Consider the following 24,522-nt stretch of genomic DNA (forward strand, 5'->3'; position numbering starts at 1 on the left):
TCATGCGAGGCCGCGCCACGCCTGATAACAGGACATCCGGGCCAACCGGAGCAACAGGGGAAACACTGCAATGACCGATCGTATCAGGCTCGATGGCCGGGTCGCCGTCGTCACCGGGGCTGCCGGCGTCATCGGCACCGCGACCATGCGGCTGCTGGCCGAACGCGGCGCCCGCCTCGTCGCGGTCGACCGCCGGGAACAGGACCTCAAGCAAGCGATCAAGGATCTGCCGGCCTCGGCACAGGCGCTGGCGGTCACCGCCGACGTCACCGATGAGGACGAGGTCGCCGGCTATGTCCGCGCCGCGGTCGACACATTCGGCACCATCGACGCCTTCTACAACAACGCCGGCATCGAGGGCGATATCAAGCCGATCACGGAATATTCGCTGGAGATGTTTCGCCGCGTGCTCGACGTCAACGTGGTCGGGGTGTTCCTGGGGATGAAGCACGTCCTGCCGGTGATGCTGAAGCAGAACAAGGGCAGCATCATCAACACCGCATCGATCGCGGGCCTGATGGGATCGCCGCACATCGCGGTCTACAGCGCCAGCAAGCATGCGGTGATCGGGCTGACCAAGACCGCGGCATGGGAATGCACCGGCACCGGCGTGCGCGTCAATGCCGTCTGCCCCGGCCTGATCGACAGCCGCATGCTCTCCACCATCCTGCAGGGCCGCAACGGTGGCAATTCGCCGCCTCCCAATGAAAAGATCGTCGACCGGATTCCGGCGCGGCGGCTGGGACAGGCCTCCGAGGTCGCCTCCATCGTCGCCTTCCTGGCATCCGACGAGGCGAGCTACGTCTCCGGCTCGTCCTACACCGTCGACGGCGGACGAACCGCCGCCTGATTCAATTGCTCCGCCACACCCAAAAACCCACGCAACAGGTCCACCTATCATGCCCGCCGTTCTCGATCCCGATGCCGCCGCCGTCTTCAAAGCCTTCCAGGAGGCCGGACGGCCGCCTTATGAGACGGTGGGACATGAAGAGGCACGCCGGCTTTATCTGGCCGGCCGCATTGTCTCCAACCCGGAACCGCCCGAGCTTGAATCGACAACACCGCTGGCGATCCCCGCCCCGCACGGACCCATCCCCGCGCGCATCTACACGCCGAAAAATCCGAGGCGGACCGATGGTCTGGCACCCGTGCTGGTGTTCTTTCACGGCGGCGGCTGGGTGATCGGCGATCTCGAGTCCCATGACGTGGTGTGCCGCAAGCTGGCCGACGAAGGCCGGCTGATCGTGATTTCGGTCGATTATCGCCTCGCGCCCGAACACAAGTTTCCCGCCGCGGTCGATGATTCCATCGCCGCGACCCAATGGATCGCCGATAACGCCAAACAGCTCGGCATCGATGCTGCAAGGCTGATGGTCGGCGGCGACAGCGCCGGCGGCAACCTCGCCGCGGTGGTCGCGATATCGGCGCGCGACGGCAACGGGCCCGCGATCGCCGGCCAGGTGCTGATCTATCCCGCCACCGATTTTGCCATGACGCATCCCTCGCACAGCGAGCCGGAGACCAGCCTGCTGCTGACGCATTCCGTCATAAAGTGGTTTCGCGATCACTACCTCAACGGCGCCGCCGACGTGCACGACTGGCGCGCCTCGCCCGCGCGCGCCACCACGCTGGTGGGTCTGCCGCCCGCCTATGTGCTGACCGCCGGCGCCGATCCGCTGCGCGACGAAGGCGACGAATACGCCGAGCGGCTGAAACAGGCCGGCGTGGCGGTCACCTACCGGCACTTTCCCGGCCAGTTCCACGGCTTCTTCACCATGGGCAAATTGCTGCAACAGGCCAATGTCGCCGCCAGCGAGATCGGCGCGTGGCTGAAGGCGCAGGGCTAGCCAGGGCGCCTACCCAGATCATCCTTTGAAGGTCCCGGCTGGTGCGAACTGAAAGGTGGAAATGGCGCTTATTTGCTGCACTGTGGCCACCGGGTAACAGCCATTCGGGTCGCGATCCCCTACGGTTGCATCAGAAAAGCAATCCCGCCTTGGGGCGAGAATAGGAGTCGGAATGAACAGATTGTTGCTTGGCGCGGTTGGCGTCATCACGATGGTCACCTCCGCCACGGCCGCCGATCTTGCGGCGCGCCCCTACGCCAAGGCGCCGGCTCACGTTGCACCGATCTTGACCTGGACCGGATTCTACGTCGGAGGCCAGGGCGGTGGCGGCTGGGGTCGAAGCAATGAAATCTATTTTAACGCGCCGAACACGGCGGCTTTCGTAGGCACGCAAACCTATGACACCAGCGGCGGCTTCGCTGGCGGCGTTGTCGGCTACAATTGGCAGAGCGGCGCATTTGTGCTGGGACTCGAGGGAGACTACCACTGGGCCGACATCAGCGGCCGTTCTGCCGTGATCAACGTGGGTCCGCCGAACCTGGGCGATACCTACTACACCAAGCTCCGCAGCTTCGGCGACATCAAGGGCCGCCTCGGTTACGCCGCCGGTCCCGCCCTGTTTTTCGTCAGCGGCGGCGCTGCGGTCGGTGACATACAGCATCGCTATGACGCAGCGCTCAACGGCGGCGCAGCGAACACCTTCGTTGCGAACGATACCAGGTGGGGCTACACCGTCGGTGCCGGTCTTGAATATATGTTCGCTCCGAACTGGTCAGCCAAGGTCGAATACAACTACATCGATCTCGGCAAGAGCACGATCCGATATTCCCCGACGATTGCCACGCTCCGCTCTGAGTGGGACGACACGTTCCACACCGTGAAGGCCGGCATCAACTACCACTTCAACTGGGGTGGCCCGGTCGTCGCCAAGTATTGACGAGCTTTCTATCTTCAGCGAACTTCAGCCCCGGCATCATCCGGGGCTTTTTCGTGTATGTTGGGGCAGCTACTCCGCGCGCGCCGCAGCGATTGCGGCGGCTGGCCGAAGGCGCGGATGAAAGCGCGGCGCATCCGCTCGGGATCGCGAAAGCCGGTGGTTTCAGCGACGCATTCGATCGCCTCGGAGGAGGATTGTAGGCGCGGGCGCGCCACCTCGATGCGCAGGCGCTCCATCGCCTTCGACGGCGGGGTCCCGTTCTTCACCATGGGATGAAATGCCGGCGCTGCTGCCCGACGACTGGAAGGGCGGCCTGGTCCTGCTGGTTCTGGTGTTCGTGTTGTCGAGCTTCCTCGACAATATCGCGGCCGCCCTGATCGGCGGCACGGTGGCCCGGCACGTGTTCCAGGGCAAGGTCCACATCGGTTATCTCGCCGGGATCGTCGCGGCGTCGAACGCCGGCGGATCCGGCAGCGTGGTCGGCGACACCACCACCACCATGATGTGGATCGCGGGCGTCAGCCCGCTCAGCGTGGTGGAGGCCTATATCGCCGCCATCGTCGCGATGCTGATCTTCGCCGTGCCGGCGTCAATCCAGCAGCATCGCTACTCGCCGATCCAGAAAAATGCACCGAAGGGATTGAAGATCGACCCGGCGCGGGTGTTCATCGTCGCCGCCATCCTCGTGGCGGCGCTGGCCGCCAACATCACCGCGAACCTGAAATTTCCGGCCCTGCTGGATGTGCTTCCCGTGCTCGGGCTCGCGGTCTGGGCCGTGATCCTGCTCTCCGCGGGTTTGCGCGCGCCGGACTGGTCGATCATGCCGGAGACGGTCAAAGGCACCATCTTCCTGCTGGCGCTGGTGACGGCGGCCTCGTTGATGCCGGTCGAAACACTTCCCCTTGCCTCGTGGCAGACCGCGCTCGGCCTCGGCTTCGTCTCGGCGGTGTTCGACAATATCCCGCTGACCGCGCTGGCGCTGAAGCAAGGCGGCTACGACTGGGGCTATCTCGCCTACGCCGTCGGCTTCGGCGGCTCGATGATCTGGTTCGGCTCCTCCGCCGGCGTCGCGCTCGCCAACATGTATCCGGAAGCGAAGTAGGTCGGACGCTGGGTGAGCCAGGGCTGGCCGGTGGCGGCGGCCTATGTCGTCGGATTTTTCGTGATGCTCGCGGTGCTCGGCTGGCATCCGGATGCGGCGCTCAAATAGGTGCGCTACCCCGCCCGCGCCGCGCGGCGCAGCGATTGCGGCGGCTGGCCGAAGGCGCGGATGAAGGCGCGACGCATCCGCTCCGGATCGCGAAAGCCGGTGCTCTCGGCGACGCGCTCGATCGCCTCGGAGGAGGATTGCACGCGCTGGCGCGCCACCTCGATGCGCAGGCGCTCCACCGCCTTCGACGGCGTGGTGCCGGTCTCCGCGATGAACGCACGGGCAAAATGCCGCGAACTCATGCCGGCCTGCTCGGCCATGTCCTCGACCGTCAGCGGCGCATCGAGATGCTCGCGCGCCCAGGCCAGCAACGGCGCGAAGCGGCCGGCTGGCGCCTTCAATTCCAGCAGCGAGGAGAATTGCGACTGGCCGCCGCTGCGGCGATGATAGAGCACGAGCTGGCGCGCGGCCTGCTGCGCGATCTCGTCGCCAAAATCCTCCGCCGCCATCGCCAGTGCGAGGTCGATGCCCGCGCTGATCCCGGCCGAGCTCCAGATATTGCCGTCGCGGACGAAGATGCGGTCCGGCTCCAGTTTTATCTTCGGATAGGTCTTCACAAAATGCGGAGTGCGCTGCCAGTGCGTGGTGGCGCGGCGGCCGTCGAGTAAGCCTGCTTCGGCCAGGATGTAGGCCCCGGAGCAGACGCTGGCGACGCGGATGCCACGTTTTGCCATGGCCCGCACGAAGGCCAGCGTCTTCTCGCATCGCGCCGCCTGCCGCACCCCCTCGCCACCGGCCACGATCAGCGTGGTGATCGCCGCCGACGGCTTGAGGCCGCGCGCCAGCATCTCGACGCCGGACGTGCTGCGGACCGGACCCGGCTTCACCGCCAGCACCTTGATCGATGGCGGCTGGCCGGCGAAACGGGCGGCGATCTCGAACGCCGAAATCGGCCCGGCCGCGTCCAGCAGCTGAAAATCCGGAAATATCAGCACGCCGATCATGATCTTGGCCTATGTCCTGAAATGAGGTAAATATGGCATTTCGGACGCAAGGCCACCATGGCAAGCTACGCCGGTCAAGCAAAATCCTGCCAGCAGAACCCCGAAAGGTCCCACCATGTCCGCGCCGCTTCAGATCGGGATCGTCCTGTTTCCACGGGTGACCCAGCTCGATTTCACCGGACCGCTGCAGGTGTTCTCCAGCGTGCCCGGCGCGCAGGTGCATCTGATCTGGAAACGGATCGAGCCGGTCACCAGCGACTCCGTGCTGACGATCACGCCGACGGTCAGCTTCGCGGATTGCCCGCAGCTCGACGTGATCTGCGTGCCCGGCGGGCTCGGCACCGACGACATGATCAACGACGAGGAGATGCTGGCCTTCCTGCGCAAACAGGCAGCGGGCGCCAAATACATCACCTCGGTATGCACGGGATCACTCGTGCTGGGCGCCGCCGGGCTGCTGCAAGGCTACCGCGCGGCGACGCACTGGACCGCGATGGATTTCCTCGCCGCGTTCGGCGCAACGCCGACCAAAACGCGGGTGTGCGTCGACCGCAACCGCGTCACCGGCGGCGGCGTCACCGCGGGCATCGATTTCGCGCTGACGCTGGTGTCGCTGCTGGTCGACCGGCGCACCGCGGAGGCGATCCAGCTGCGGCTCGAATACAATCCGGCGCCGCCGTTCAACGCCGGCTCGCCCGACACCGCGCCGCCGGAAGTGCTCGCCTTCATGAAGGACAGGATCGCGGCGTCGCAGGTCCGCCGCGGCGAGATGATCGCCCGCGCCGGTGCAAGACTTGCGGCGCAAGAGGCGCCGGCAAGCTGATCGCCGAAGTCCCTTAGCCCGGATGGAGCCCTTGCGAAATCCGGGGCCGGCCTCGCAGACGTCATCCTGATAAGGATGGGGTCTTTCGTGCCCCGGATGCTGCGCAGCGCGAACAGCGCGTTCACGCGCGTCTTCGACGCGCTATGCCTTCGCGGCGTGGTGCGCTGCTAAGCCGGGGCCCATCGCAGCAGAAGTCTGGATCCCGGCTCTGCGGAGCAGCGTGAAGAACGCTGCACCGCGTCCGGGACACGAGATGAATTGCCTGCTGCCTGCTGCACGTATCAACCGCTCTACTTGCACTCCAAGCTCAACAGAAAAAGGCCGCCCGGTTGCCCGGACGGCCTTTCCTTTCCTGCGGCAGCTCCACATTGACGGGCGATTTCAGGATTTCAGCGCCGGGGGCCTATCTCCCAGCCACATCCTGATCGGCAGCCGCTGCAAATCGGGGCAGTCGCGAACTGTTGCCCGAACCGACGCGATGGTCTCCCATCTCCGCAAGATGGCTAATTGGGCCATGACTTCGGCCGGCATTCAACAACGCCGCGAAAGATGTCCCCGCTGTTCCCGCTTTCCACAGGCGGAAGCTTCAGTTCGGGATCGCTTTTTTGGGCGACGGGACATCCGCTTTGACGGTAACGCCGCGCAACAAATTGAAGGCCGCACCAAGCGCCTTGTCGTCCTTCTCCTCGGGCGGAACGTAGGCCTGCGATCCCGTCTGCTCGGCACCGTCGGCGGCCAAATGGCCGCGCATCGACGCCTCGCCCTTGGAGTCGGCGCGGGATTTCAACGCGTCCGGCACCTCCTGCAACACTTCGAGGTCGGGCGTGATGCCCCTGGCCTGGATCGACCGGCCGGACGGCGTAAAATAACGCGCGGTGGTGAGCGCCAGCGCGCCCTTGCCGGGGCCGAGCGGGATGATGGTCTGCACCGAGCCCTTGCCGAACGAGCGGGTGCCGATCAGCGTCGCGCGCTTGTGGTCGTGCAGCGCGCCGGCCACGATCTCGGCAGCGGAAGCCGATCCGCCGTTGATCAAGACGACCAGCGGCTTGCCCCTGGTGAGGTCGCCGGTCCGCGCGGTGAAGCGCTGGGTTTCCTCAGTGGCGCGGCCGCGCGTCGAGACCACCTCGCCGCGCGCCATGAACGCACTCGATACCGACACCGCCTGATCGAGCAAGCCGCCGGGGTTGTTGCGCAGGTCGACGACATAACCGGCCAGCTTCTCCGGTGGGATCTGCTTCGAGATGTCGGCGATGGCTTTTCTCAAGCCGTCGGTGGTCTGTTCGTTGAATGAGGTGATGCGGATATAGCCGATGTCGCCGCCTCTGGTGTGGTAGCGCACCGGCCGCACCCGGATGACCTCGCGCGCGACCGAAATCTCGATCGGCTGCTCGGCGCCCTTGCGCATGATCTTCAGGCGGGTCTTCGTATTGATCGGGCCCTTCATCTTCTTGACGGCCTGCTCGAGCGTGAGCCCCTGAACCTCGGTGCCGTCGACCGCGCTGATCAAGTCGCCCGACATGATGCCGGCCTTCGCGGCGGGTGTGTCGTCCATCGGCGCGACCACCTTGACCAGGCCGTCCTCCATGGTGACTTCCATGCCCAGGCCGCCGAATTCGCCGCTGGTGGTCTCCTGCATGTCGCGCCAGGCCTTCTCATTCATGTAGCGCGAATGAGGGTCGAGCGAGCTGAGCATGCCGCTGATCGACGCTTCGATCAGCCTGCCGTCGTCGGGCGTTTCGACATAGCTCGCCCTGATCCGTTCGAACACGTCGCCGAACAGATTGAGCCGCGAATAGGTGTCGTTGCCTGTGGCAGCCTTGGCCGCCCTGACCAGCGCCGTCGGCGGCTGGATGGCGAGAACCGTCAGGCCCGCGCCGAGTGCGGCGCCAACGAGAACATGGGAAATCCTGCACATGACCGGCCGCCCCTTCCGTGTGCTGTCAGGTGCCCCAGCATGGACGGCGTATGCCGGCTTTTTTGGGGCCGAAGCGCGCCGAACGGGATGGCACCAACCGCTATTGGCCCGGCGTCCAGGGCTGGTAATCGCCGGTGGCCTTGGGACGGCGGCCGCTGGCCAGCGTCGAGCCCGAGGGCCGGTAGGCCGCCGGCGTTCCGGTCATGTTGGGAACGTGCGGCTTTTCCCATTCGCGCGGGCTGTAGCTCTCTTCGGTCGGCGCGACGTCGACGGTGTGATGCAGCCAGCCGTGCCAGGACGGCGGCACCCGGGTGGCCTCGGCATAGCCGTTATAGACCACCCAGCGCCGCTGGAAGCCGAGCGTGGGATCGATCGTGCCGCCCTTGGTGCGGTAATAGAGATTGCCCTGCTCGTCCTTGCCGACCAGCTCGCCGAACCGCCAGGTCCACAATTGGGTGCCAAAGGTCTGGCCGTTCCACCAGGTGAAGAGCTTCAGAAAAAACAGTTTCATGCGCGAGGCCGGTTCGAGAACGCTTGGCCCCTGATGCCATCGGCGGGCCGGATTGTCCAGTTGAAGTCGGCGCGCGTGGGCCGGTTGGACGGCGCCCACGCGACCAACACCTTTCTGTGACCCAAGGTCGCGGAATCGTTGCAATTCGTTCATTCCGCATACATTTCCCACCTGACAGTCTTGGCCACGCACAATTGTGCCGGGCCCGGGAACGTCCGCCCTGTCCGAGGGTTTTAGACGCAGTCCCGTAAATGGAGCCGATAATGACCAGTCTTAAAGTTTTGAGTGCGGCCGCCGTGATGGCCCTCCTGTTGCCCCTGGCAGTACCCACCGCCAGCTTTGCCCAGGATAAAGGGATGGGCGGGGTGCGCGGTGGTGGCGGCGCTGCCATCGGGGGCGGCGGTGGAGCAGCCATCGGCGGCGGTGGTATGCGCATGGGCGGCGGTGGCGGCGGTTATGCTGCCGGCCCGGGCCTCGGCACCAAATTCGGCGGTGGCGGCGGCGGTGCCGTCATCGGCGGCGGCGGACCGCGTTATAGCGGCGGCAACTGGCAGGGCGGCGGTCACGTCGGTGGCAATCGCCACTATCGCCCCCGCGGCTACGGTGGATACGGCTTCGGTACTGGTCTGGTGATCGGCGGCGCGCTGGGATCCAGCTACGGCTATTACGGCTCGCCGGGCTACGGCTATTACGATGATGGGTACTATGATGAGCCCGTTGTCACGGTGGCTCCCGTTGGCGGCGACGACGTCGAGTATTGTCGGCGGACCTATCGTTCCTACGATGTGCGCTCTGGCACTTATCTCGGCTATGACGGCCTGCGGCACGCCTGCCCGTAACAGCTCTTAGCGTCTACCGAACATGAGGACGGCGCATTGCGGTGCGCCGTCCTTTTTATTGCAGCCCAGCCAAATCCATTACCGTGAAGTCCGCTCAGGACCACGCCCGACTCCGGGTGGCGCGCACGCGTACGCCGTGGGGCGTATCGCCAAACCGGCGGCGGAAGCTGCGGTTGAAATGAGAAATGTCTGAAAACCCGGAGAGGGACGCAATCTCGCCGATCTTCCGATGCGTGCTGTCGGAATCCCGCAGCATGGCGACGGCGCGGTCGAGCCGATGATCCAGGAGGTGCTCCGCGAAAGTCCGTCCGGTTGGTTCCAGCAACCGGTGCAAATAGCGCACGGAAAGCCCAACCTGTCCGGCGATAAACTCGGCGGTGAGCCCGGGCTCGGAGGCGCGGTCGCGGATCGCGGCGAGTGCCGCGGCCTGTCGCGCGGCCTGGACGCCGCGCTCGCGCACCAGCGCCTGCACGTCGCCGCGTACCCCGAGCGCGCTCAGCGCCAGATCGCGGATGTGCAGCGTCACCAGCGCCAGATCCCATGCCTGCGGCAGCGAGAACAGCGCCGCCAGGTAGGCGTCCAGCAGGCGCAGGGCGGGATTGTCGCTCGCCAGGCAGCACTGCAGCGGCTGGGATATCCCGGCAAGCAGCGGCTCCATCGGCGCGCGCTCCATGCAGATGGTCCAGGCGGTGCTGTCATCGAGGGAATGCAGCGCGCTGGCGCGGCGGCTTTCGAGGATCGCCGCACCGTGGCCGGTGAACCGGTTCTCACCGCGGGCGCCGTCGAGTTCAAATCGTCCGCCGCCACTGATGATGATGGACAGCAGGTCACGGCCATCGGCGAGATGGCTGGGCCTGCGATAGAAGCTCGATGGCGTGCCGTCGACGCGTCCGACACCGACCGGCCCAAAACTTCTGGCGACCACCGACAGCTTTCGCCCGTTCGGCGAGCGGTTGGCGAAATCCAGCTGCATGTTCAGCTTCATGAAGCCCTCATGGCCGCGCACGACGGCGCCCGGCGCAAGCGGGCCGCTCGATACGCGGATGGGCATGGGCTCGGACAACGCAACGCTCATGGTGGCACCTCTCACTGTGCGGACCTTGCGTGGCGTCGTTGCCAGTCTGCCATCGATGGCGGTCGGAAATTGGTCTTGGCCGAGCCGGTTGCGTTCAAAGGCTGCGACAATCCAGCCCATTTATGCCGGCAGTGAACAAAGCTGTTCGCTCCAAGCCTAAATCATTGATTCCAAGAACTTTTCCCACACCTCCGCTGAACCGGCCGGGTGGCATCGCCGACCGAGGCCATGAACCGCGCAGCCTTGCGCGGCCCACACCAGCCCTCAGGGAGACACCATCATGACCGAGATCGCGTATTCATCCCGTCGCCACCGCACCCGTGCGCTGTTGGCGGGCACCATGACCGCCCTGCTTGTCGCCTGTTCGTTCGGCGCGCAGGCCGAGGACGCTCGCATCGACGAGGCCGTGTTCGACGCCCAATCCACTTTCTTCGCCGCGATCGTGAAGGTGGAGCACGACGGCGACCAGTGGAAGGAAGTCCTGCCGGGGAACGTCGGCTTCGACGCCCATCTGAAGGTCGACACCAAAGGGCGCGGCTACGTCGAGCGGGTCGGCGTCTGGCTCGGCGACTGCAACGGCACCGAATGCGGATCCTATCCGAGAATTCTGTTCGAAGTGCCGAACCAACGGGACTACGACGTGAACCGCAGCCTCTCGTTCCCGGTCGAACAGTTGCTCGAAGCCCGTTCCGGCGCCCTCTTCTATCGCAAGCGGATCGTCGATGGCTGCAACGCCGGACCGGCGAACCAACGTCACAGCTTCAAGATGACGGTCGACGCGACGTTTTCCGCCAATACCCTAAAGGGCTTGGACGCCGAGGTGGATATTTCAGAGGTCGGCTGGGGGTTCAATGGCGGCGATGTGACCCGTCACGATACGTTCGACGTCACCGTGGACTGCCTCGGGCCGCCGCGGACGGGCGCGGACCGCAACGCCGATCGCGAGCCGCATCGCACCAAGGTCACCGCGACCGGCATCGACCTGTTTCTCCAGACCTTCGTGACGCCCGCCTCTACCCAACACGGCCCGAGCGGCACGCAGTGCAAGCCGTTGAAGGTCACGACGCGCGTTGCGACCGACAAGGCCGGCCCGGTCAATGTGAAGCTGTGGCGCCAGGTCAATGGCGGCGCGATATCAGGCGAAGCCAAGCAGATGCAGGCGTCGGCGTTGGGCGGCGGCAAGTTCGGCGATGACTGGACCCAGGTCGAGCACTTCACCCAGACCACGACAGTGCAATACAAGGCCGAAGTGCTCGGCGGAACGTTTGGTCCGTCGACCCAATGGAAGAGCATCACCATCCACTGCAATGGCGATTTTGCTCCGCCGCAGAGCAACGCCAATCCCGACAATCGCAACCCGCCTGCTGGCAAGCCGCAGAACGAGGCACGGGTACCGACCATCGTGACGCCGCCGCCGCGCGTGACCCCGCCGCCCCCGCGCATCGTCTGTGTCGGCGGCAAGGCGACGGCCAGTGCATGCGCCTGCCCGCCTTCGACGAGCGCGATCCAGAAGAGCAGCACTTCGTTCCAGTGCGTGAAGGTCGCGCAGGTCCCCGACCGGCGCGTCAACTGGCAGACCTCGCACGCTTCGATGCCGCGGCGTCCGATGGTTCAAATCAAGACCGCTCCCGGGCCGCGCCCGCAGCCCATGCACCGCCCGTTCATGCGTCCCGGCTTCCGGTAAGAACGAGCGAACATCGACGGAGGACGGCGCTTCCCGGTGCGCCGTCCTTCTGCGTTCAGGAGCGCAGCGCCATGGTGACGCCGCCGAGCGTCACCACCAGCGCGGTGATTTCGCGCAGGCCGAGCGGCTCGTGCAGCATCGCGCCGGCCGAGAGCACGCCGATGACAGGCACCAGCAGCGTGCCGATCGAGGCGGTCGCCGCCGGCAATCGCTCCAGCGCCGCGAACCAGCAGACGTAACACAGGCAAAACTGGATCAGCGTCATGTAGAGCATCGACGCCCAGCCGATCCATGACAGCGCGGAAAACTGCGGCTGTTCGACCACGAGTCCGACGATCGCGATCGGCAGGCAGCCGATCCCGATCTGCCAGGCCGCCAGCGACAATGGCGGCATCGCCAGCGGAAAATGCTTGGTCAGCACGGTGCCGAGCGCGACGCAGATCGCGCCCGCCAGCACGCACAAATATCCCGGCAGCTTGACAAAACTGGCCTCGATTTCGTTGCCGCCGATCAGGACCGCGATGCCGGCGAGCGCCACCGCCAGCGAGATCGCGCGCAGCAGCGACAGCCGCTCGCCGAGGATCGGCCAGGCCAATAGCGCCACCCACACCGGAATCGAAATGGCGAGCACCGCGGCCTCGCTGGCGGGGAGCCACAGCAAGGCCAGCCCCATGAACGCGACCCAGCCGCCGATCGTCAGCAGCGACACCAGCACGAGCCGCGACCACATCGGCCTGGGCACCGCGAGGCTCTGCTTTCGCGCCACCGCAAACAGCGCCAGTGCCGCGGCGCCGACGATGCCGCACAGCCCGCGCGATGACAGCGGCGGCCACTCGCTGAGCAGGTTCTTCATGATCGGGAAATTGAGGCCCCACCCCACCGAGGTGACGGCGAGGAACACGAGACCAAGCGGCGAGATGCTTCGCGCCGCGCGCTGGCTCGACACACCGCTCATGACCGCGTCGCCAGCACCACGCCGGCCAGCGTGAACACAAGCGCGGCGATCTGGCCGAGGCCGAGCGGCTCGCCGAGCGCCACCGCGGACGCCGCGACGCCGATCACCGGCACCGCCATGGTGCCGATCGCGGCCACCGAGGCCGGCAGTCGGGCGAGTGCCGCGAACCAGGCCACATAGGCGACGCAGAACTGGATCACGGTCGAATAGAACAGCAGGATCCAGCCGAGATTCGAAAGTTTTGCGATATCGGCGTTCTCGACCAGCAAGCCGATGATGGCGACGGGAAAACAGCCGATCCCGATCTGCCAGGCGGCGGCCGACAGCGGCGGCAGATTGAGCGGCAGCTTCTTCGCCATCACGGTACCGACCGCAAAGCCGAGCGCGCCGCCGAGCGCCATGATGATTCCCGGCAGCTTTTCCACGCTGGCCGCAAACCCGTTGCCGCCCATGATCGAGGCCAGCCCCGCGAACGCCATGACCAGCGAAATCACCCGCAGCAGATTGGGCCGCTCGCCGAGCACCGGCCAGGCCAGCATCGAGGCCCAGATCGGCATGGTGTAGGCGATCAGCGCGGCCTCGCTGGCGGGCAGCCACAACAGCGCCAGCCCCATCAGCGCCATCCACAGCGCGACATTGAGCATCGCCGCCAGCACCAGCCGCGGCCACAGCGCGCGCGGCACATGCAGGCTCTGGCCCGAGAAGACAGCCATCGCCGCCAGCAGCAAGGCCCCGATCACGCCGGCGCCGCCGCGCATCGTCAGCGGCGGCAGTTCGCTCAGCAGGTATTTCGTCACCGGCCAGTTGAATCCCCAGCCCACCGAGGTGATGGCGAGGAACATCAGGCCGGCCGGCGTGATGGCGCCACGCGCGGGCGTTGGTTTTGAGTCGATCATGGAGTGGAGCTACCGGCAAGAATCGGCGGCACCTTGCCGGTAATGCCCGCCCAAGACCATGCGCCGGCGGGCATGCCTGCCACAACTTCCGTAGCCCTACGTGAGTCTTCCCGGAGCAACCCCCAAACACCCCGGAGGGCCCAAAATATAGTTGCCCTGTGAACAGCGGGGCGAACTCCAGATTGGTCGCTCCGGAACAAATATTTTCGCTTGGGAATCTCTGAGGACTCACTGATACTTGGCCCAGATCAGAAGGGTCGGCGACCGCTGGTTTTCCCCAATTCGCACCATATTTAGTGTTTGATTCAGGAACTCGTACTAATCCTTGACGGGCGCGATGGAGTCGGCCTAGTTTTGGATCGTTCGGTGCCGGGTGGTTTTTAGTCCCGCTGAACGCTCCCTGACAGGGTTCCAAATCGACCATTCCGAGCGCCTGACAAGGCACGGGTGACGGGCTTGCTTGCCCTGAATCTCGGGACTTTCGGAACGACAAAAACGGGCCAACAATGGCCGGCGGTTCGAGCATTGGGGCGTTGAAAAGAGAACAGGGCCGGTCCACCGGCTGAGCTGCGGACGTTTGGACACAGGGGGTGCCTGTGCGCTCAGGGGTTCGCTCGAGGAAATAACACCCGGCCGCGGTGCAACGCGGGTCCGGTACCAGACAAAAGACGGGGCACGACCATGCGAATCGAACGACGCAACACCACCCAGGGCCAGTCACCGTACACCGGCATTGATTTCAGATTGACGACATCCGAGATCCGCAACCCCGACGGCTCGGTGGTGTTCCGCCTCGAAAACGTCGAGGTGCCGGAGTTCTGGTCGCAGGTCGCCTCCGACGTGCTGGCGCAGAAGTACTTTCGGAAAGCAGGCGTCGCCGCCCGCCTGAAGAAGGTCGAGGAAGAGACCGTGCCGTCCTGGCTGTGGCGTTCGGTGCCCGACACCGAGGCGCTGGCCACCCTTCCCGAATCCGAGCGCTATGTCAGCGAACTCTCCGCCAAGCAGGTGTTCGACCGCCTCTCCGGCTGCTGGACCTATTGGGGCTGGAAGGGCGGCTACTTCACCTCGGAAGAAGACGCCCGCACCTTCAACGACGAGCTGCGCTACATGCTGGCCAAGCAGATGGTCGCGCCGAATTCGCCGCAGTGGTTCAACACCGGCCTGCACTGGGCCTATGGCGTCGACGGCCCCGGCCAGGGCCACTATTACGTCGATCCCTTCACCGGCAAACTGACCAAATCAAAGTCGTCCTACGAGCATCCGCAGCCGCATGCCTGCTTCATCCAGGGCGTCAATGACGACCTCGTCAACGAGGGCGGCATCATGGACCTGTGGGTGCGCGAGGCGCGCCTGTTCAAATACGGCTCCGGCACCGGCTCCAACTTCTCCCGCCTGCGCGGCGAAGGCGAGCGCCTGTCCGGCGGCGGCCGCTCCTCGGGCCTGATGAGCTTCCTCAAGATCGGCGACCGCGCCGCCGGCGCGATCAAGTCGGGCGGCACCACCCGGCGCGCCGCCAAGATGGTGGTGGTCGACGCCGATCATCCCGACATCGAGACCTATATCGACTGGAAGGTGAAGGAGGAGCAGAAGGTCGCCGCCCTCGTTACCGGCTCCAAGCTGAACCAGCGCCACCTCAAGGCCGTGCTGAAGGCCTGCGTCAATTGCGAAGGCAGCGGCGACGACTGCTTCGATCCCGAGAAGAACCCGGCGCTCCGCCGCGAGATCAAGCTGGCCCGCCGCTCGATGGTGGCCGACGGCATGATCAAGCGCGTCATCCAGTTCGCCAAGCAAGGCTACAAGGACATCGATTTCCCGGTCTACGACACCGACTGGGATTCCGAGGCCTATCTCACCGTATCCGGCCAGAACTCCAACAACTCGGTCTCGCTGAAGGATGATTTCCTCCGCGCGGTGGAAACCGATGGCGACTGGAACCTGATCGGCCGCACCAGCAAGAAGATCACCAAGACTCTCAAGGCCCGCGACCTCTGGGAAAAAATCGGCCACGCCGCCTGGGCCTCGGCCGATCCCGGCCTGCACTTCAACACCACCATGAACGACTGGCACACCTGCAAGGCGTCGGGCGATATCCGCGCCTCCAATCCGTGCTCGGACTACATGTTCCTGGACGACACCGCCTGCAACCTGGCGTCGGCCAACCTGATCACCTTCTACAACACGACGACAAAACAGTTCGACGTCGCGGGGTACGAGCATCTCTGCCGGCTCTGGACCGTGGTGCTCGAAATCTCCGTGATGATGGCCCAGTTCCCGTCCAAGGCGATCGCGGAACTGTCCTACGAATTCCGCACCCTCGGCCTCGGCTTCGCCAACATCGGCGGCCTGCTGATGACCATGGGTCTGTCCTACGACAGCAAGGAAGGCCGCGCGCTGTGCGGCGCCCTGACCGCGATCATGACCGGCACCAGCTACGCCACCTCGGCGGAGATGGCCAAGGAGCTCGGCCCCTTCCCCGGCTACAAGAAGAACGCCGGCCACATGCTGCGGGTGATCCGCAACCACCGCCGCGCCGCCCACGGCGAATCGCGCGGCTATGAAGGCATCGCGGTCAACCCGGTGCCGCTGGATTACGCCAGCGTGCCGCAGACCGAAATCGTCGAGCGCGCCAAATACGCCTGGGACCAGGCGCTCGAACTCGGCGAACTCCACGGTTTCCGCAACGCGCAAACGACAGTGGTGGCGCCGACCGGCACCATCGGCCTCGTGATGGATTGCGACACCACCGGCATCGAGCCCGACTTTGCCCTGGTGAAATTCAAGAAGCTCGCCGGCGGCGGCTACTGGAAGATCATCAACCGCGCCGTGCCCGAGGCGCTGCGCGCGCTCGGCTACCGCGAATCAGACATCGCCGAGATCGAGGCCTATGCCGTCGGCCACGGCTCGCTCTCCAACGCCCCCGCCATCAACGTTTCCACCTTGAAGGCCAAGGGTTTTACCGACGAAGCTCTGGCAAAGGTGGAAGCCGCGCTGCCCACCGCCTTCGACATCAAGTTCGCCTTCAACAAGTGGACCTTTGGCGAAGAGTTCCTGCGCAACACCCTGAACATCGCGCCGGAAGCCATTGCCGCACCTGGCTTTGACCTGCTCGCCGCGGTCGGTTTCTCCAAGCGCGAGATCGAGGCCGCCAACGTGCACATCTGCGGCGCGATGACGGTGGAAGGCGCCCCGCATCTGAAGGCCGAACACTACAGCGTGTTCGATTGCGCCAACCCCTGCGGCAAGATCGGCAAGCGCTATCTCTCGGTGGAGAGCCACATCCGCATGATGGCGGCGTCGCAGCCGTTCATCTCGGGCGCGATCTCAAAAACCATCAATATGCCGAACGACGCCACGGTGGAGGATTGCAAGTCCGCCTACCTGCTGTCCTGGAAGCTCGCGCTGAAGGCCAACGCGCTCTACCGCGACGGCTCGAAACTGTCGCAGCCGCTGAACTCGCAGCTGATCAGCGACGACGACGAGGAAGAGGATGCCGTCGAGGCGTTCTACGACAAGCCGATGGCCGCGCGCACCGCGCAGCTCTCGGATTTGGTCGTGGAGCGGCTGGTCGAGCGCATCGTGGTGATGCGCGAGCGCGAGCGCATGCCGGATCGCCGCAAGGGCTACACCCAGAAGGCGGTGGTCGGCGGCCACAAGGTTTATCTGCGAACCGGCGAATATGACGACGGCCGGATCGGCGAGATCTTCATCGACATGCACAAGGAAGGTGCCGCGCTCCGCTCCATCATCAACAATTTCGCCATCGCGATTTCGCTCGGCCTGCAATACGGCGTGCCGCTGGAGGAATATGTCGACGCCTTCACCTTCACCCGGTTCGAGCCGAACGGCCCGGTGCAGGGCAACGACAGCATCAAGTTCGCGACCTCGATCCTCGACTACGTGTTCCGCGAACTCGCCGTCAGCTACATGGGCCGCTTCGACCTCGCCCATGTCGACCCCTCCGAAACCAATTTCGACGCCATCGGCAAGGGCGTCGACGAAGGCAAGGCGCCGGAGCAGCCCAACAACAAGTATTTGTCGAAGGGCCTGACCCGCTCGCGCACCGACAATCTCGTCGTCATGCGCAGCGTCGCGGCGGAACCGGCAACCGAAGCCCGCGGGGCCCACAACGTCACCACCATGTCGAGCCACGGCCCGACCGCCCGCGCCGCCGACGTGATGGAAGGCGCCGTCGCGCTGAAGCAGGAAGCCCAGCACGATCTGTCGCCGACCGAAAAGCTGGAAGCCCTGCAATGGAGCAAGGCGGGAGCCGCCGCCCAGGCCGCCCCGTCCAAGGCCGAACGCCGCCAGGAAGCCAGGGCAAAAGGCTACGAAGGCGAGATGTGCGGCGAATGCGGCAACTTCACGCTGGTCCGGAATGGGACGTGCATGAAGTGCGATACGTGTGGCAGCACGACGGGGTGTTCGTGAGCATCCTATAGAAATAGCGCAACGCAAAAAGGCCGCTCGCAAGAGCGGCCTTTGTTTTGTAAGCTGCCAGTTGCATACTTAACGTACTTACATGGCAGGTTGAAAATGAGTCGATTTACTGGACTCCAGCTTTCTCAGACTATTCAGAGACGCCTTGACACCCGAGCGACATACTCAAGCACGAAGCTTGAAGTCTCCCGGGATGAAGCAGACGCATTCTCTAATGCAATTTGCACATGGTCCATTGAATTGAACAAACGTGTGCTCAAGCATCTTGGCGAGAAATTCTCCCGTCCAGAGGACTTGGGTCAATTCGTAGAGTCGCTGTCGGTGCCTAGTTTTTAGCCCGTAAGATGATGGGTGGAGCGACTTGTCCGCCGTAGCCCGCAGAGCGAAGGCGGAAGCGATCCCCATCACTTGGTGTTCATATCTCGATGGATTTTCGCAAAGGGCTCAACCCTCTGTCATCGGGCGGGTGTTCGCGCGCCCCGTTGCCCGTTGCGCCCACGGTCCTGTGGCGATTGAGAGGTGTCGTTGCTTAGGGCTTTTCCTGCAGCAGCAGTTCTCCGCGCCTCGCAGCTTTCTCCATGTTGAATTTGCTGTACTGGCGATCGTCCGTTATTTCTTTTCCAACCCAATCGGGCAATTCCAGCACGCGGTCCTGCCGATCGAATTCGACTTCGGCGATCACGACGCCTTTCAAAAGGCCGTCGTAGACGTCTATTTCCCACGTCAGCCCCGCATATGGGACGTAGTATCGGGTTTTTTCCAGGACACGATCATCACACATGGTACGCAAGATTTCTTCGGCATCGGACACCGGTATTTCATATTCAAACTCGGGGCGCCCAAAACCATCTTGTTGGCCCTTGAGTGCTATTGTTGCGTGATCATTTATGATCCGGACTCGCGCCTTACGACCATTGAAAATCGCGATGAGACCATCCCGTATTCGAGCGCTTCCGGCGATGGACGATTTCCATCCATCGTGAGCCAGGAGGAATTTTCGCTCGATTTCCTGCGACATGACTGATTTACGCTCTTCTTGCGGATATTGAACTACTTGTTCATTCTGGCATGTAGCCCGCATGAGCGTAACCGTAATCCGCCCATCACACGATTCGGTCGGTGCCATACGCTGCGCTATGGTCGGCGCAATACGTGCGTTTATCATCGGACGCGCATTCCCGCGACCCGTTGGCTCTCGCGCCCTGCGCGTCAGCTTGCGTCCGGGCCGGCTGTCGGCGCAGGATTCAGCGGAGCGCCTCCTACCGAAACAGGACCGGCAGGCTTGGGAAGTAGCGGAAGGGTTGGAGGAAGAACCGGAGGGACTACTTTTCGCGACGCATGGACGACCCGCGCGCGAGGATTTCGACGGGGGATGCTGGAAGTCACCGGCGGCAGGATGCCGGAAGTCGCCGACGGCAGGATGCTGGAAGTCGTCAGCGGCGGCGTCACCGGGTTCTGCAGGGAGTTCACCTGCGCCGTCAGCACGGCGAGTTGACGGGTTATTCTTTTCAAATCCGCCTGTTGGGTTGCGGAGCTCTGCGTGAGCGAGGCCAACGCATCGGCGTTTTGCTGCTGCGACATCTGGATGTCCCTCAGTCCCGCCCTGACAACCGGATCCGGTACGAGGACTGGAACCGGGTCAGGCGGAGGAGGTGCGGCGACGCGATTGAAATTCGGCGGGGAGAAGCGGCTGAAGTCCGGCAAGGAGAACCGATCGACGCCCGGCAAGGCGACCTGATCGAAATCCGGCAGAGAGAAGCCACCGAAACTCGGCAAGGAATTGGCGGTGGCGGCACCAATGACGACCAGGGCGGCCAGCGACACCGCGATCACCGGCACCCGGCTCGAGGCCACCTGCGGTGCCGCCTCGGGCTGCTTGTCCGCTTGCGTTTCCCTCGCCGGTGCTTCGGTCACCTGCGTTCCCTGTGTCTCAGCCCAGTCGCGAGATTCGTCCCATCTCCGGTCAGCAAAACAAAAGAGCCATCGCGGTGACAAACCAGCCATGGCTCGCGCGCGCTTGCCCACCCGAATTCGGCTCAAATCATGGGCTGGTATGGTTAATGATCGGTTAGTCTTGCCGCGCGTAGGGCGGATTAGCGCGGCGTAATCCGCCGAAACCGGGGTTCAATCGAAGCGGCGGGTCACTTTCGGCATGGACAATCTTGCAATTCGGCCTCGCTTCCACTATCTTACTTTCGTCTTACTGGAAGAAGCCGCCATGTCCGCCAAGCAGAAGCTGACCACCATTGTATCGACCAAGGGCCAGGTGATATTGCCCAAGGCGATCAGGGAGCGACTCCGCTGGCCCGCCGGAACGGAACTGACGGTGGAGGATACCATCGAGGGCGTTTTGCTGAAGGCGAAGCCCGTCTTTGCGCCCACCCGGCCGAAAGACGTGTTCGGCTCGCTGCCCTGCACGGGGCCGTCAAAGTCGATCGCGGACATGAAGGCAGGGATCGCCGCCGAGGCGAAGCGGCGACATGCTCGCAATCGATACTAATCTCATCGTCCGCTATCTCGTTGCGGACGATCCCGCACAGGCTGCCCGGGCGCGCAGGCTGATCGATAATCATGACGTCTTCGTCTGCACCACCGTCCTACTGGAGACCGAGTGGGTGCTGCGCAGCGTCTATGGATTTTCCGTTGCCCGGTGCGCCAGGGCCCTTGCCGATTTTGCCGGGTTGCCCCACGTCAGCTTGGAAGATGCCGCCGCCGCGGCGAAGGCGTTGGCCTGGATGCGGCAAGGCGTGGACTTTGCCGATGGCCTGCATCTGGCCGGGGCGGAAGGCTGCGAGGCCTTCATCAGCTTTGACCAGGATTTCGCCAAAGCCGCCAACGCGCTCGGCGGCATCAAGGTGCGGGCGCCGTGACACCGGCCGCGCGGCTGGCGGCGGACGGGTCGAGCACTTGCTCAACCTATCTGATCTATCGTCGTCCCTGCGAACGCAGGGACCCATAACCACAGGTGTGGGTTGTTACGGAAGGTGTCGACCTTCAGCGCCTGGGCCGAAAATGCACGGCGTATGGGTCCCTGCGTTCGCAGGGACGACGAGCGTGTTTGGTGCACGTTCAACGCCCAGCCCGCAGGATGAGCTATTCCCTCACTTCGCCAGCCCGAGCGACTTCAGCGCCTTGCCGTTGTCCTCGTTGTCCGCCTTCATGAACGCCGCGAACTGCGCGGAATCCTGATAGATCATGTCGAAGCCGCGCCGGTTCATGAAGTCCTTGAACTCGGCCGAGTCCCAGATCTTCTTGATCGCGGTCTCGTATTGCGTGGCGATCTCCTTCGGCAGGCCCTTGGGCGCTGCGAAGCCGCGCCACACGCCCTTGTGCCATTTGTGACCGGTGGCCTCCTCGGTGGTCGGCACATCGGGAAAATTCGGCGCGCGCTTCGGCGAGAAGAACACCAGGCTGCGCAGGCGCCCCGCCTTGATCAGCGCCTCGGCTTCCGGCATCGAGCACGCGACGAAGTCGACGCCGCCGCCGGCGAGATCGGTCAGCGCGGTGGCGGCGCCGGTCGACGGCACCCAGCGGATCGAGTTGGGCGGAATGCCGTCGGCCTGCAACAGGCCGGCGAGCGCGACATGCCAGCTGCCGCCCTGCCCGGTGCCCGAGGCCACCACCTTGTTCGGGTTCGCCTTGATATGCGCGAACAGCTCCTTGACGGTCTTGAAGGCTGAGTCCGCCTTGACGTGGATCGCGGCGGGGTCCTGGTTGACCAGCGCGAGCGGCGTGTACTTCTCATAGGTGAGATCGGTCAGCCCCACCCAGTGCATCAAATTGATCTCGAGCGTGATGAGACCGAACGTGTAGCCGTCGGGTGCGGCGGTGGCGATCGCCTGGTGGCCGACCACGCCCGACCCGCCGGTGCGGTTGACGACGTTGACCGGCTGCTTGAAATCGCGTTCCAGCATCTGGGCGATCTGGCGCGCCACAGCATCAGTGCCGCCGCCGGCGGCCCACGGCACGATCAGCGTGATCGGCCGCTCCGGAAACGCCGCCTGGGCGCTGCCGGCGCCGAGCAGGCTGGCGGCTGCAAATGCTGCAAGCGCGAAATTTCTGAGATGGCGAAACATTTCGATCCTCCCGCTTTTGTTTTTGATGCGCCGGGTGAGGACACCGCGACGCTGCGCTTTTTGCGCTATTCGCCATTCCGACGGCGGAGCGCTAACATGTCAAGGGGACGTGCCGGCACATGGATGCAACGGACCTGACCGGGAGCGATGGGAGGCCGACGATATGCCTTCAGATCCGAATCCGAAAACGCGCGTATGGATAGCGTTCCTGCTGCTGTTCGTCGTGTTTGCGGTTGGGGCCTGGTTCGTATCCGACCTGAGCAGACTGCAGAGGGGCAGCGCCGTTCGTGACAGCCCGGCGGCATTGCAGGACATCACCCGTCCGGGGCAGATCGACGAAGCACTCACGCAACATCCCCAAAACAGGTTCCTGCGGCTGACGGCCATGGCCGTCCAGGCGGCGAATGAAACCAGCGCGGCCGCTGAAAAGCTGTCGAGCGAAGTCGAGCCATCAGCGGTTCGGGGGATCGGCAATCTCGGCGCGGCGAGCCGGGATGCCCTCGAGGCGCTTCGCCGCGATTTGAAAACGGCGGAAGCCAATGCGACGACATTCATGCCGCGCTACCTCGCGCTGTTGAAATCCGAGCGTGACAAGGTGGAAAAACACGCGCTCTCGCTGAATGCCGGAAACGAGACCACAGCCAGGCTGCTGGATCACATCGACAAGCGGCACGCGGAATTTACGGCCCTTGTTTCCAGGCTGCTGTCGGCACGCGCCGAACTCTATCGCGCCTATGGCGACTATGTCGCGATTCTCGTCGCCGAGTCCGGCGCCTACAAGGTCGTCGACGGTCAATTCATCTTTCCCCTGCAACGCACGGTGGACCGCTACGATGTCGCGGCCCGCGCGATGAGAGAGACCACCAGGCGCGTCGTTGAACTGGAAGAAGAAAGAAAAAATCTGCTGAAGTCGCAGCAGGACGGATGGGTGCAATTCGTCAGCGGCAAATGACTGCGCCCTCGTCGTCCCTGCGAACGCAGGGACCCATAACCACAGGTGTGGGTTGTTACGGAAGATGTCGACCTTCAGCGCTTGAGCCGAAAGTGCACGGCGTATGGGTCCCTGCGTTCGCAGGGACGACGAAGGTGTTTGGGTTTAGCGCGTAGCCCGGATGGAGTGAACGGATCGCGCGCAAGCGCGTCCGGTCGCGTAATCCAGGGCGGTGTATCGATAGAGAGAGACCCGGATTGCGCCCGTTGGCCGGCGCGTTGCGCCGACCAGCGAGCTTCATCCGGGCTACGGGTCCTCACACCTTCGGCAGCTCGCTCACCGCCCTGAACCCATGCGCCGCCGCTTCCAGCGCCTCGTCGATATCCGCAGGCCCATGCGCCGCCGACAAGAACATGTTGTGCTGCGGATGAAAGAACGCGCCGTGGCGCAGCGCCGCCGAGCAGAACGCGCGGCCCTTGCGGACCTCCGGATCGGCATCGAACAACATCAAGGGCATTTGCGGCGGGCCGCTCTGGCGGATGGCGATGCCGTGCTCGTCGGCCAATGCCGCCAGCCCCGCGCGCAGCCGCAGGCCCATCGCGTGGATATGCGCGGGCACGTCGGTCTCGCGCGCGATGCGCAGCGTGGCGCGGGCGGCCGCCATCGCCACGGTGCCGCACCAGAATGATCCCGTGACGAAGACTTTTGTCGCGGCCTCGCGAAACCGGTCGTTGCCGGTGACGGCCGCCAGCGCGTGACCGTTGGCGATGGCCTTGCTCCAGGCGGCGAGGTCCGGGCGCACGCCGAGCGCCTCCCAGCTGCCCCTGATGTCGAGCCGCAGGCCGGCACGGACTTCATCGATGATGAGGGCGGCGCCGGCCGCGTCGCAGATGGCGCGCGCGGCTTTGGCGAACTCCGCCGTCGGCAGTTCGAGATCCCGGCCCATGTCGTGACGGAAGGCGGTGACCAGGACGGCGGCAAGATCGTTGCCCGCCCCGGCGGCGGCGGCATGCAGGCTCGCCACATCGTTGTAGTCGAAATGCACGAGATGCGCGCGGTCCTCGCTGGTGACGCCGGCGACAACAGGCGAACACCATGGCAGCGCGCCGTGATAGGCACCGCGCGCCACCAGCACCTTGCGCCGCGAGGTGCCGGCCCGCGCAATGGTCACGCAGGCCGTGGTGGCATCGCCGCCGTTCTTTTGGAACATGGCCCAGTCGGCATGCGGCACTAAGGCTACAAAATCCTCCGCGAGATCCACCATGACCTCGCCGGGACCATTGAAGCAGTCGCCCTTTGCGGCCTGCGCCTGCGCCGCCGCCTCCACTTCGCGATGGCGGTGGCCGAGCAGCACCGGCCCCCAGCTGCACATGAAGTCGATGTATTCGCGGCCGTCGACGTCGCGGATGCGGCAGCCCTCGGCGCTGGCGAAGAACTGCGGA

General features: G+C 64.6%; 20 protein-coding genes and 2 pseudogenes. 11 read left to right on the plus strand and 11 right to left on the minus strand.

Annotated features, from left to right (window positions below; genetic code table 11):
* Nucleotides 1-70: 70 nt before the first annotated feature.
* The 3 genes from Q7T45_RS26135 to Q7T45_RS26145 all read left to right on the plus strand — a co-directional run bounded on the left by Q7T45_RS26135 (nucleotide 71) and on the right by Q7T45_RS26145 (nucleotide 2,784).
* Nucleotides 71-850: an SDR family NAD(P)-dependent oxidoreductase gene (locus Q7T45_RS26135; protein ID WP_304874806.1), complete on the plus strand. Its 780-nt coding sequence runs from the start codon at nucleotides 71-73 to the stop codon at nucleotides 848-850.
* A gap of 49 nt (nucleotides 851-899) precedes the next feature.
* Nucleotides 900-1,847, plus strand: coding sequence for an alpha/beta hydrolase (locus Q7T45_RS26140; RefSeq protein ID WP_304874807.1), 948 nt, complete (start codon nucleotides 900-902; stop codon nucleotides 1,845-1,847).
* Between the two features lie 172 nt (nucleotides 1,848-2,019).
* Entirely contained in the window at nucleotides 2,020-2,784 is a 765-nt protein-coding gene (locus tag Q7T45_RS26145; RefSeq protein ID WP_304874808.1) for an outer membrane protein, read from the plus strand.
* Nucleotides 2,785-2,798: 14 nt separating this feature from the next.
* Here Q7T45_RS26145 and Q7T45_RS26150 read toward each other — a convergent pair.
* A pseudogene (locus tag Q7T45_RS26150) lies at nucleotides 2,799-3,041 on the minus strand (helix-turn-helix domain-containing protein); the annotation flags it as partial.
* Nucleotides 3,042-3,055: 14 nt separating this feature from the next.
* On the opposite strand from Q7T45_RS26150, the pseudogene Q7T45_RS26155 reads away from it, so the two are divergent.
* Nucleotides 3,056-3,994 (plus strand): annotated as a pseudogene (locus Q7T45_RS26155) (citrate transporter); the annotation flags it as partial.
* Nucleotides 3,995-3,999: 5 nt separating this feature from the next.
* On the opposite strand, the gene Q7T45_RS26160 reads toward Q7T45_RS26155, so the two are convergent.
* On the minus strand, nucleotides 4,000-4,938 hold the full coding sequence (locus Q7T45_RS26160; RefSeq protein ID WP_304874810.1) for a GlxA family transcriptional regulator: 939 nt from the start codon (nucleotides 4,936-4,938) through the stop codon (nucleotides 4,000-4,002).
* A gap of 115 nt (nucleotides 4,939-5,053) precedes the next feature.
* On the opposite strand from Q7T45_RS26160, the gene Q7T45_RS26165 reads away from it, so the two are divergent.
* The gene (locus tag Q7T45_RS26165) at nucleotides 5,054-5,761 is read left to right on the plus strand and encodes a DJ-1/PfpI family protein (RefSeq protein WP_304874811.1); all 708 of its coding nucleotides are present in this window, start codon (nucleotides 5,054-5,056) and stop codon (nucleotides 5,759-5,761) included.
* A gap of 586 nt (nucleotides 5,762-6,347) precedes the next feature.
* Here Q7T45_RS26165 and Q7T45_RS26170 read toward each other — a convergent pair.
* Entirely contained in the window at nucleotides 6,348-7,676 is a 1,329-nt protein-coding gene (locus Q7T45_RS26170; protein WP_304874813.1) for a S41 family peptidase, read from the minus strand.
* Nucleotides 7,677-7,776: 100 nt separating this feature from the next.
* Complete coding sequence (locus Q7T45_RS26175) at nucleotides 7,777-8,187, minus strand: NADH:ubiquinone oxidoreductase subunit NDUFA12 (RefSeq protein ID WP_304874815.1); 411 nt, start codon at nucleotides 8,185-8,187, stop codon at nucleotides 7,777-7,779.
* Between the two features lie 356 nt (nucleotides 8,188-8,543).
* Between Q7T45_RS26175 and Q7T45_RS26180 the strand changes: the two genes are divergently transcribed.
* Nucleotides 8,544-9,026 (plus strand): BA14K family protein, encoded by a 483-nt coding sequence (locus Q7T45_RS26180; protein ID WP_370691364.1) that lies wholly within the window; start codon nucleotides 8,544-8,546, stop codon nucleotides 9,024-9,026.
* Between the two features lie 94 nt (nucleotides 9,027-9,120).
* On the opposite strand, the gene Q7T45_RS26185 is transcribed toward Q7T45_RS26180, so the two are convergent.
* Nucleotides 9,121-10,101 carry a helix-turn-helix transcriptional regulator gene (locus Q7T45_RS26185; RefSeq protein WP_304874817.1) on the minus strand — a complete coding sequence of 327 codons (981 nt, stop codon included), beginning with the start codon at nucleotides 10,099-10,101 and terminating at the stop codon, nucleotides 9,121-9,123.
* 280 nt (nucleotides 10,102-10,381) lie between these two features.
* On the opposite strand from Q7T45_RS26185, the gene Q7T45_RS26190 reads away from it, so the two are divergent.
* Nucleotides 10,382-11,785 carry a hypothetical protein gene (locus Q7T45_RS26190; RefSeq protein ID WP_304874818.1) on the plus strand — a complete coding sequence of 468 codons (1,404 nt, stop codon included), beginning with the start codon at nucleotides 10,382-10,384 and terminating at the stop codon, nucleotides 11,783-11,785.
* A 55-nt stretch (nucleotides 11,786-11,840) separates the two neighbouring features.
* Here Q7T45_RS26190 and Q7T45_RS26195 read toward each other — a convergent pair whose 3' ends face one another.
* Nucleotides 11,841-12,740: a DMT family transporter gene (locus tag Q7T45_RS26195; protein ID WP_304874819.1), complete on the minus strand. Its 900-nt coding sequence runs from the start codon at nucleotides 12,738-12,740 to the stop codon at nucleotides 11,841-11,843.
* Entirely contained in the window at nucleotides 12,737-13,636 is a 900-nt protein-coding gene (locus Q7T45_RS26200; RefSeq protein ID WP_304874821.1) for a DMT family transporter, read from the minus strand. Before Q7T45_RS26200 ends, Q7T45_RS26195 begins: the two co-directional genes overlap by 4 nt.
* A 681-nt stretch (nucleotides 13,637-14,317) precedes the next feature.
* Between Q7T45_RS26200 and Q7T45_RS26205 the strand changes: the two genes are divergently transcribed.
* The gene (locus Q7T45_RS26205) at nucleotides 14,318-18,064 is read left to right on the plus strand and encodes a vitamin B12-dependent ribonucleotide reductase (protein ID WP_304874822.1); all 3,747 of its coding nucleotides are present in this window, start codon (nucleotides 14,318-14,320) and stop codon (nucleotides 18,062-18,064) included.
* A 538-nt stretch (nucleotides 18,065-18,602) separates the two neighbouring features.
* Here Q7T45_RS26205 and Q7T45_RS26210 read toward each other — a convergent pair.
* Both Q7T45_RS26210 and Q7T45_RS26215 read right to left on the minus strand, forming a co-directional pair.
* A complete protein-coding gene (locus Q7T45_RS26210) occupies nucleotides 18,603-19,238 on the minus strand; it encodes a CYTH domain-containing protein (protein ID WP_304874823.1) in 636 nt (211 codons plus the stop codon).
* 44 nt (nucleotides 19,239-19,282) lie between these two features.
* Nucleotides 19,283-19,987, minus strand: coding sequence for a hypothetical protein (locus Q7T45_RS26215; protein WP_304874824.1), 705 nt, complete (start codon nucleotides 19,985-19,987; stop codon nucleotides 19,283-19,285).
* 304 nt (nucleotides 19,988-20,291) lie between these two features.
* Between Q7T45_RS26215 and Q7T45_RS26220 the strand changes: the two genes are divergently transcribed.
* Nucleotides 20,292-20,573, plus strand: a complete 282-nt coding sequence (locus Q7T45_RS26220; protein ID WP_304874835.1) for an AbrB/MazE/SpoVT family DNA-binding domain-containing protein — start codon at nucleotides 20,292-20,294, stop codon at nucleotides 20,571-20,573.
* Nucleotides 20,554-20,943, plus strand: coding sequence for a type II toxin-antitoxin system VapC family toxin (locus tag Q7T45_RS26225; RefSeq protein ID WP_304874826.1), 390 nt, complete (start codon nucleotides 20,554-20,556; stop codon nucleotides 20,941-20,943). The genes Q7T45_RS26220 and Q7T45_RS26225 overlap by 20 nt, the downstream gene beginning before the upstream one ends.
* Before the next feature lie 231 nt (nucleotides 20,944-21,174).
* Here the strand turns inward: Q7T45_RS26225 and Q7T45_RS26230 are convergent, their stop codons facing one another.
* Nucleotides 21,175-22,149, minus strand: coding sequence for a tripartite tricarboxylate transporter substrate binding protein (locus tag Q7T45_RS26230; protein ID WP_304874828.1), 975 nt, complete (start codon nucleotides 22,147-22,149; stop codon nucleotides 21,175-21,177).
* A gap of 109 nt (nucleotides 22,150-22,258) precedes the next feature.
* Here Q7T45_RS26230 and Q7T45_RS26235 point away from each other — a divergent pair, with 109 nt between their 5' ends.
* The gene (locus tag Q7T45_RS26235) at nucleotides 22,259-23,101 is read left to right on the plus strand and encodes a hypothetical protein (protein ID WP_304874830.1); all 843 of its coding nucleotides are present in this window, start codon (nucleotides 22,259-22,261) and stop codon (nucleotides 23,099-23,101) included.
* 295 nt (nucleotides 23,102-23,396) lie between these two features.
* Here Q7T45_RS26235 and Q7T45_RS26240 read toward each other — a convergent pair.
* Nucleotides 23,397-24,522, minus strand: a 1,126-nt coding sequence (locus Q7T45_RS26240) for an aminotransferase class III-fold pyridoxal phosphate-dependent enzyme (protein WP_304874832.1), incomplete at its 5' end; no start/stop codon positions are given.

It is taken from the genome of Bradyrhizobium sp., from assembly GCF_030646015.1.
Lineage (GTDB): Bacteria > Pseudomonadota > Alphaproteobacteria > Rhizobiales > Xanthobacteraceae > Bradyrhizobium.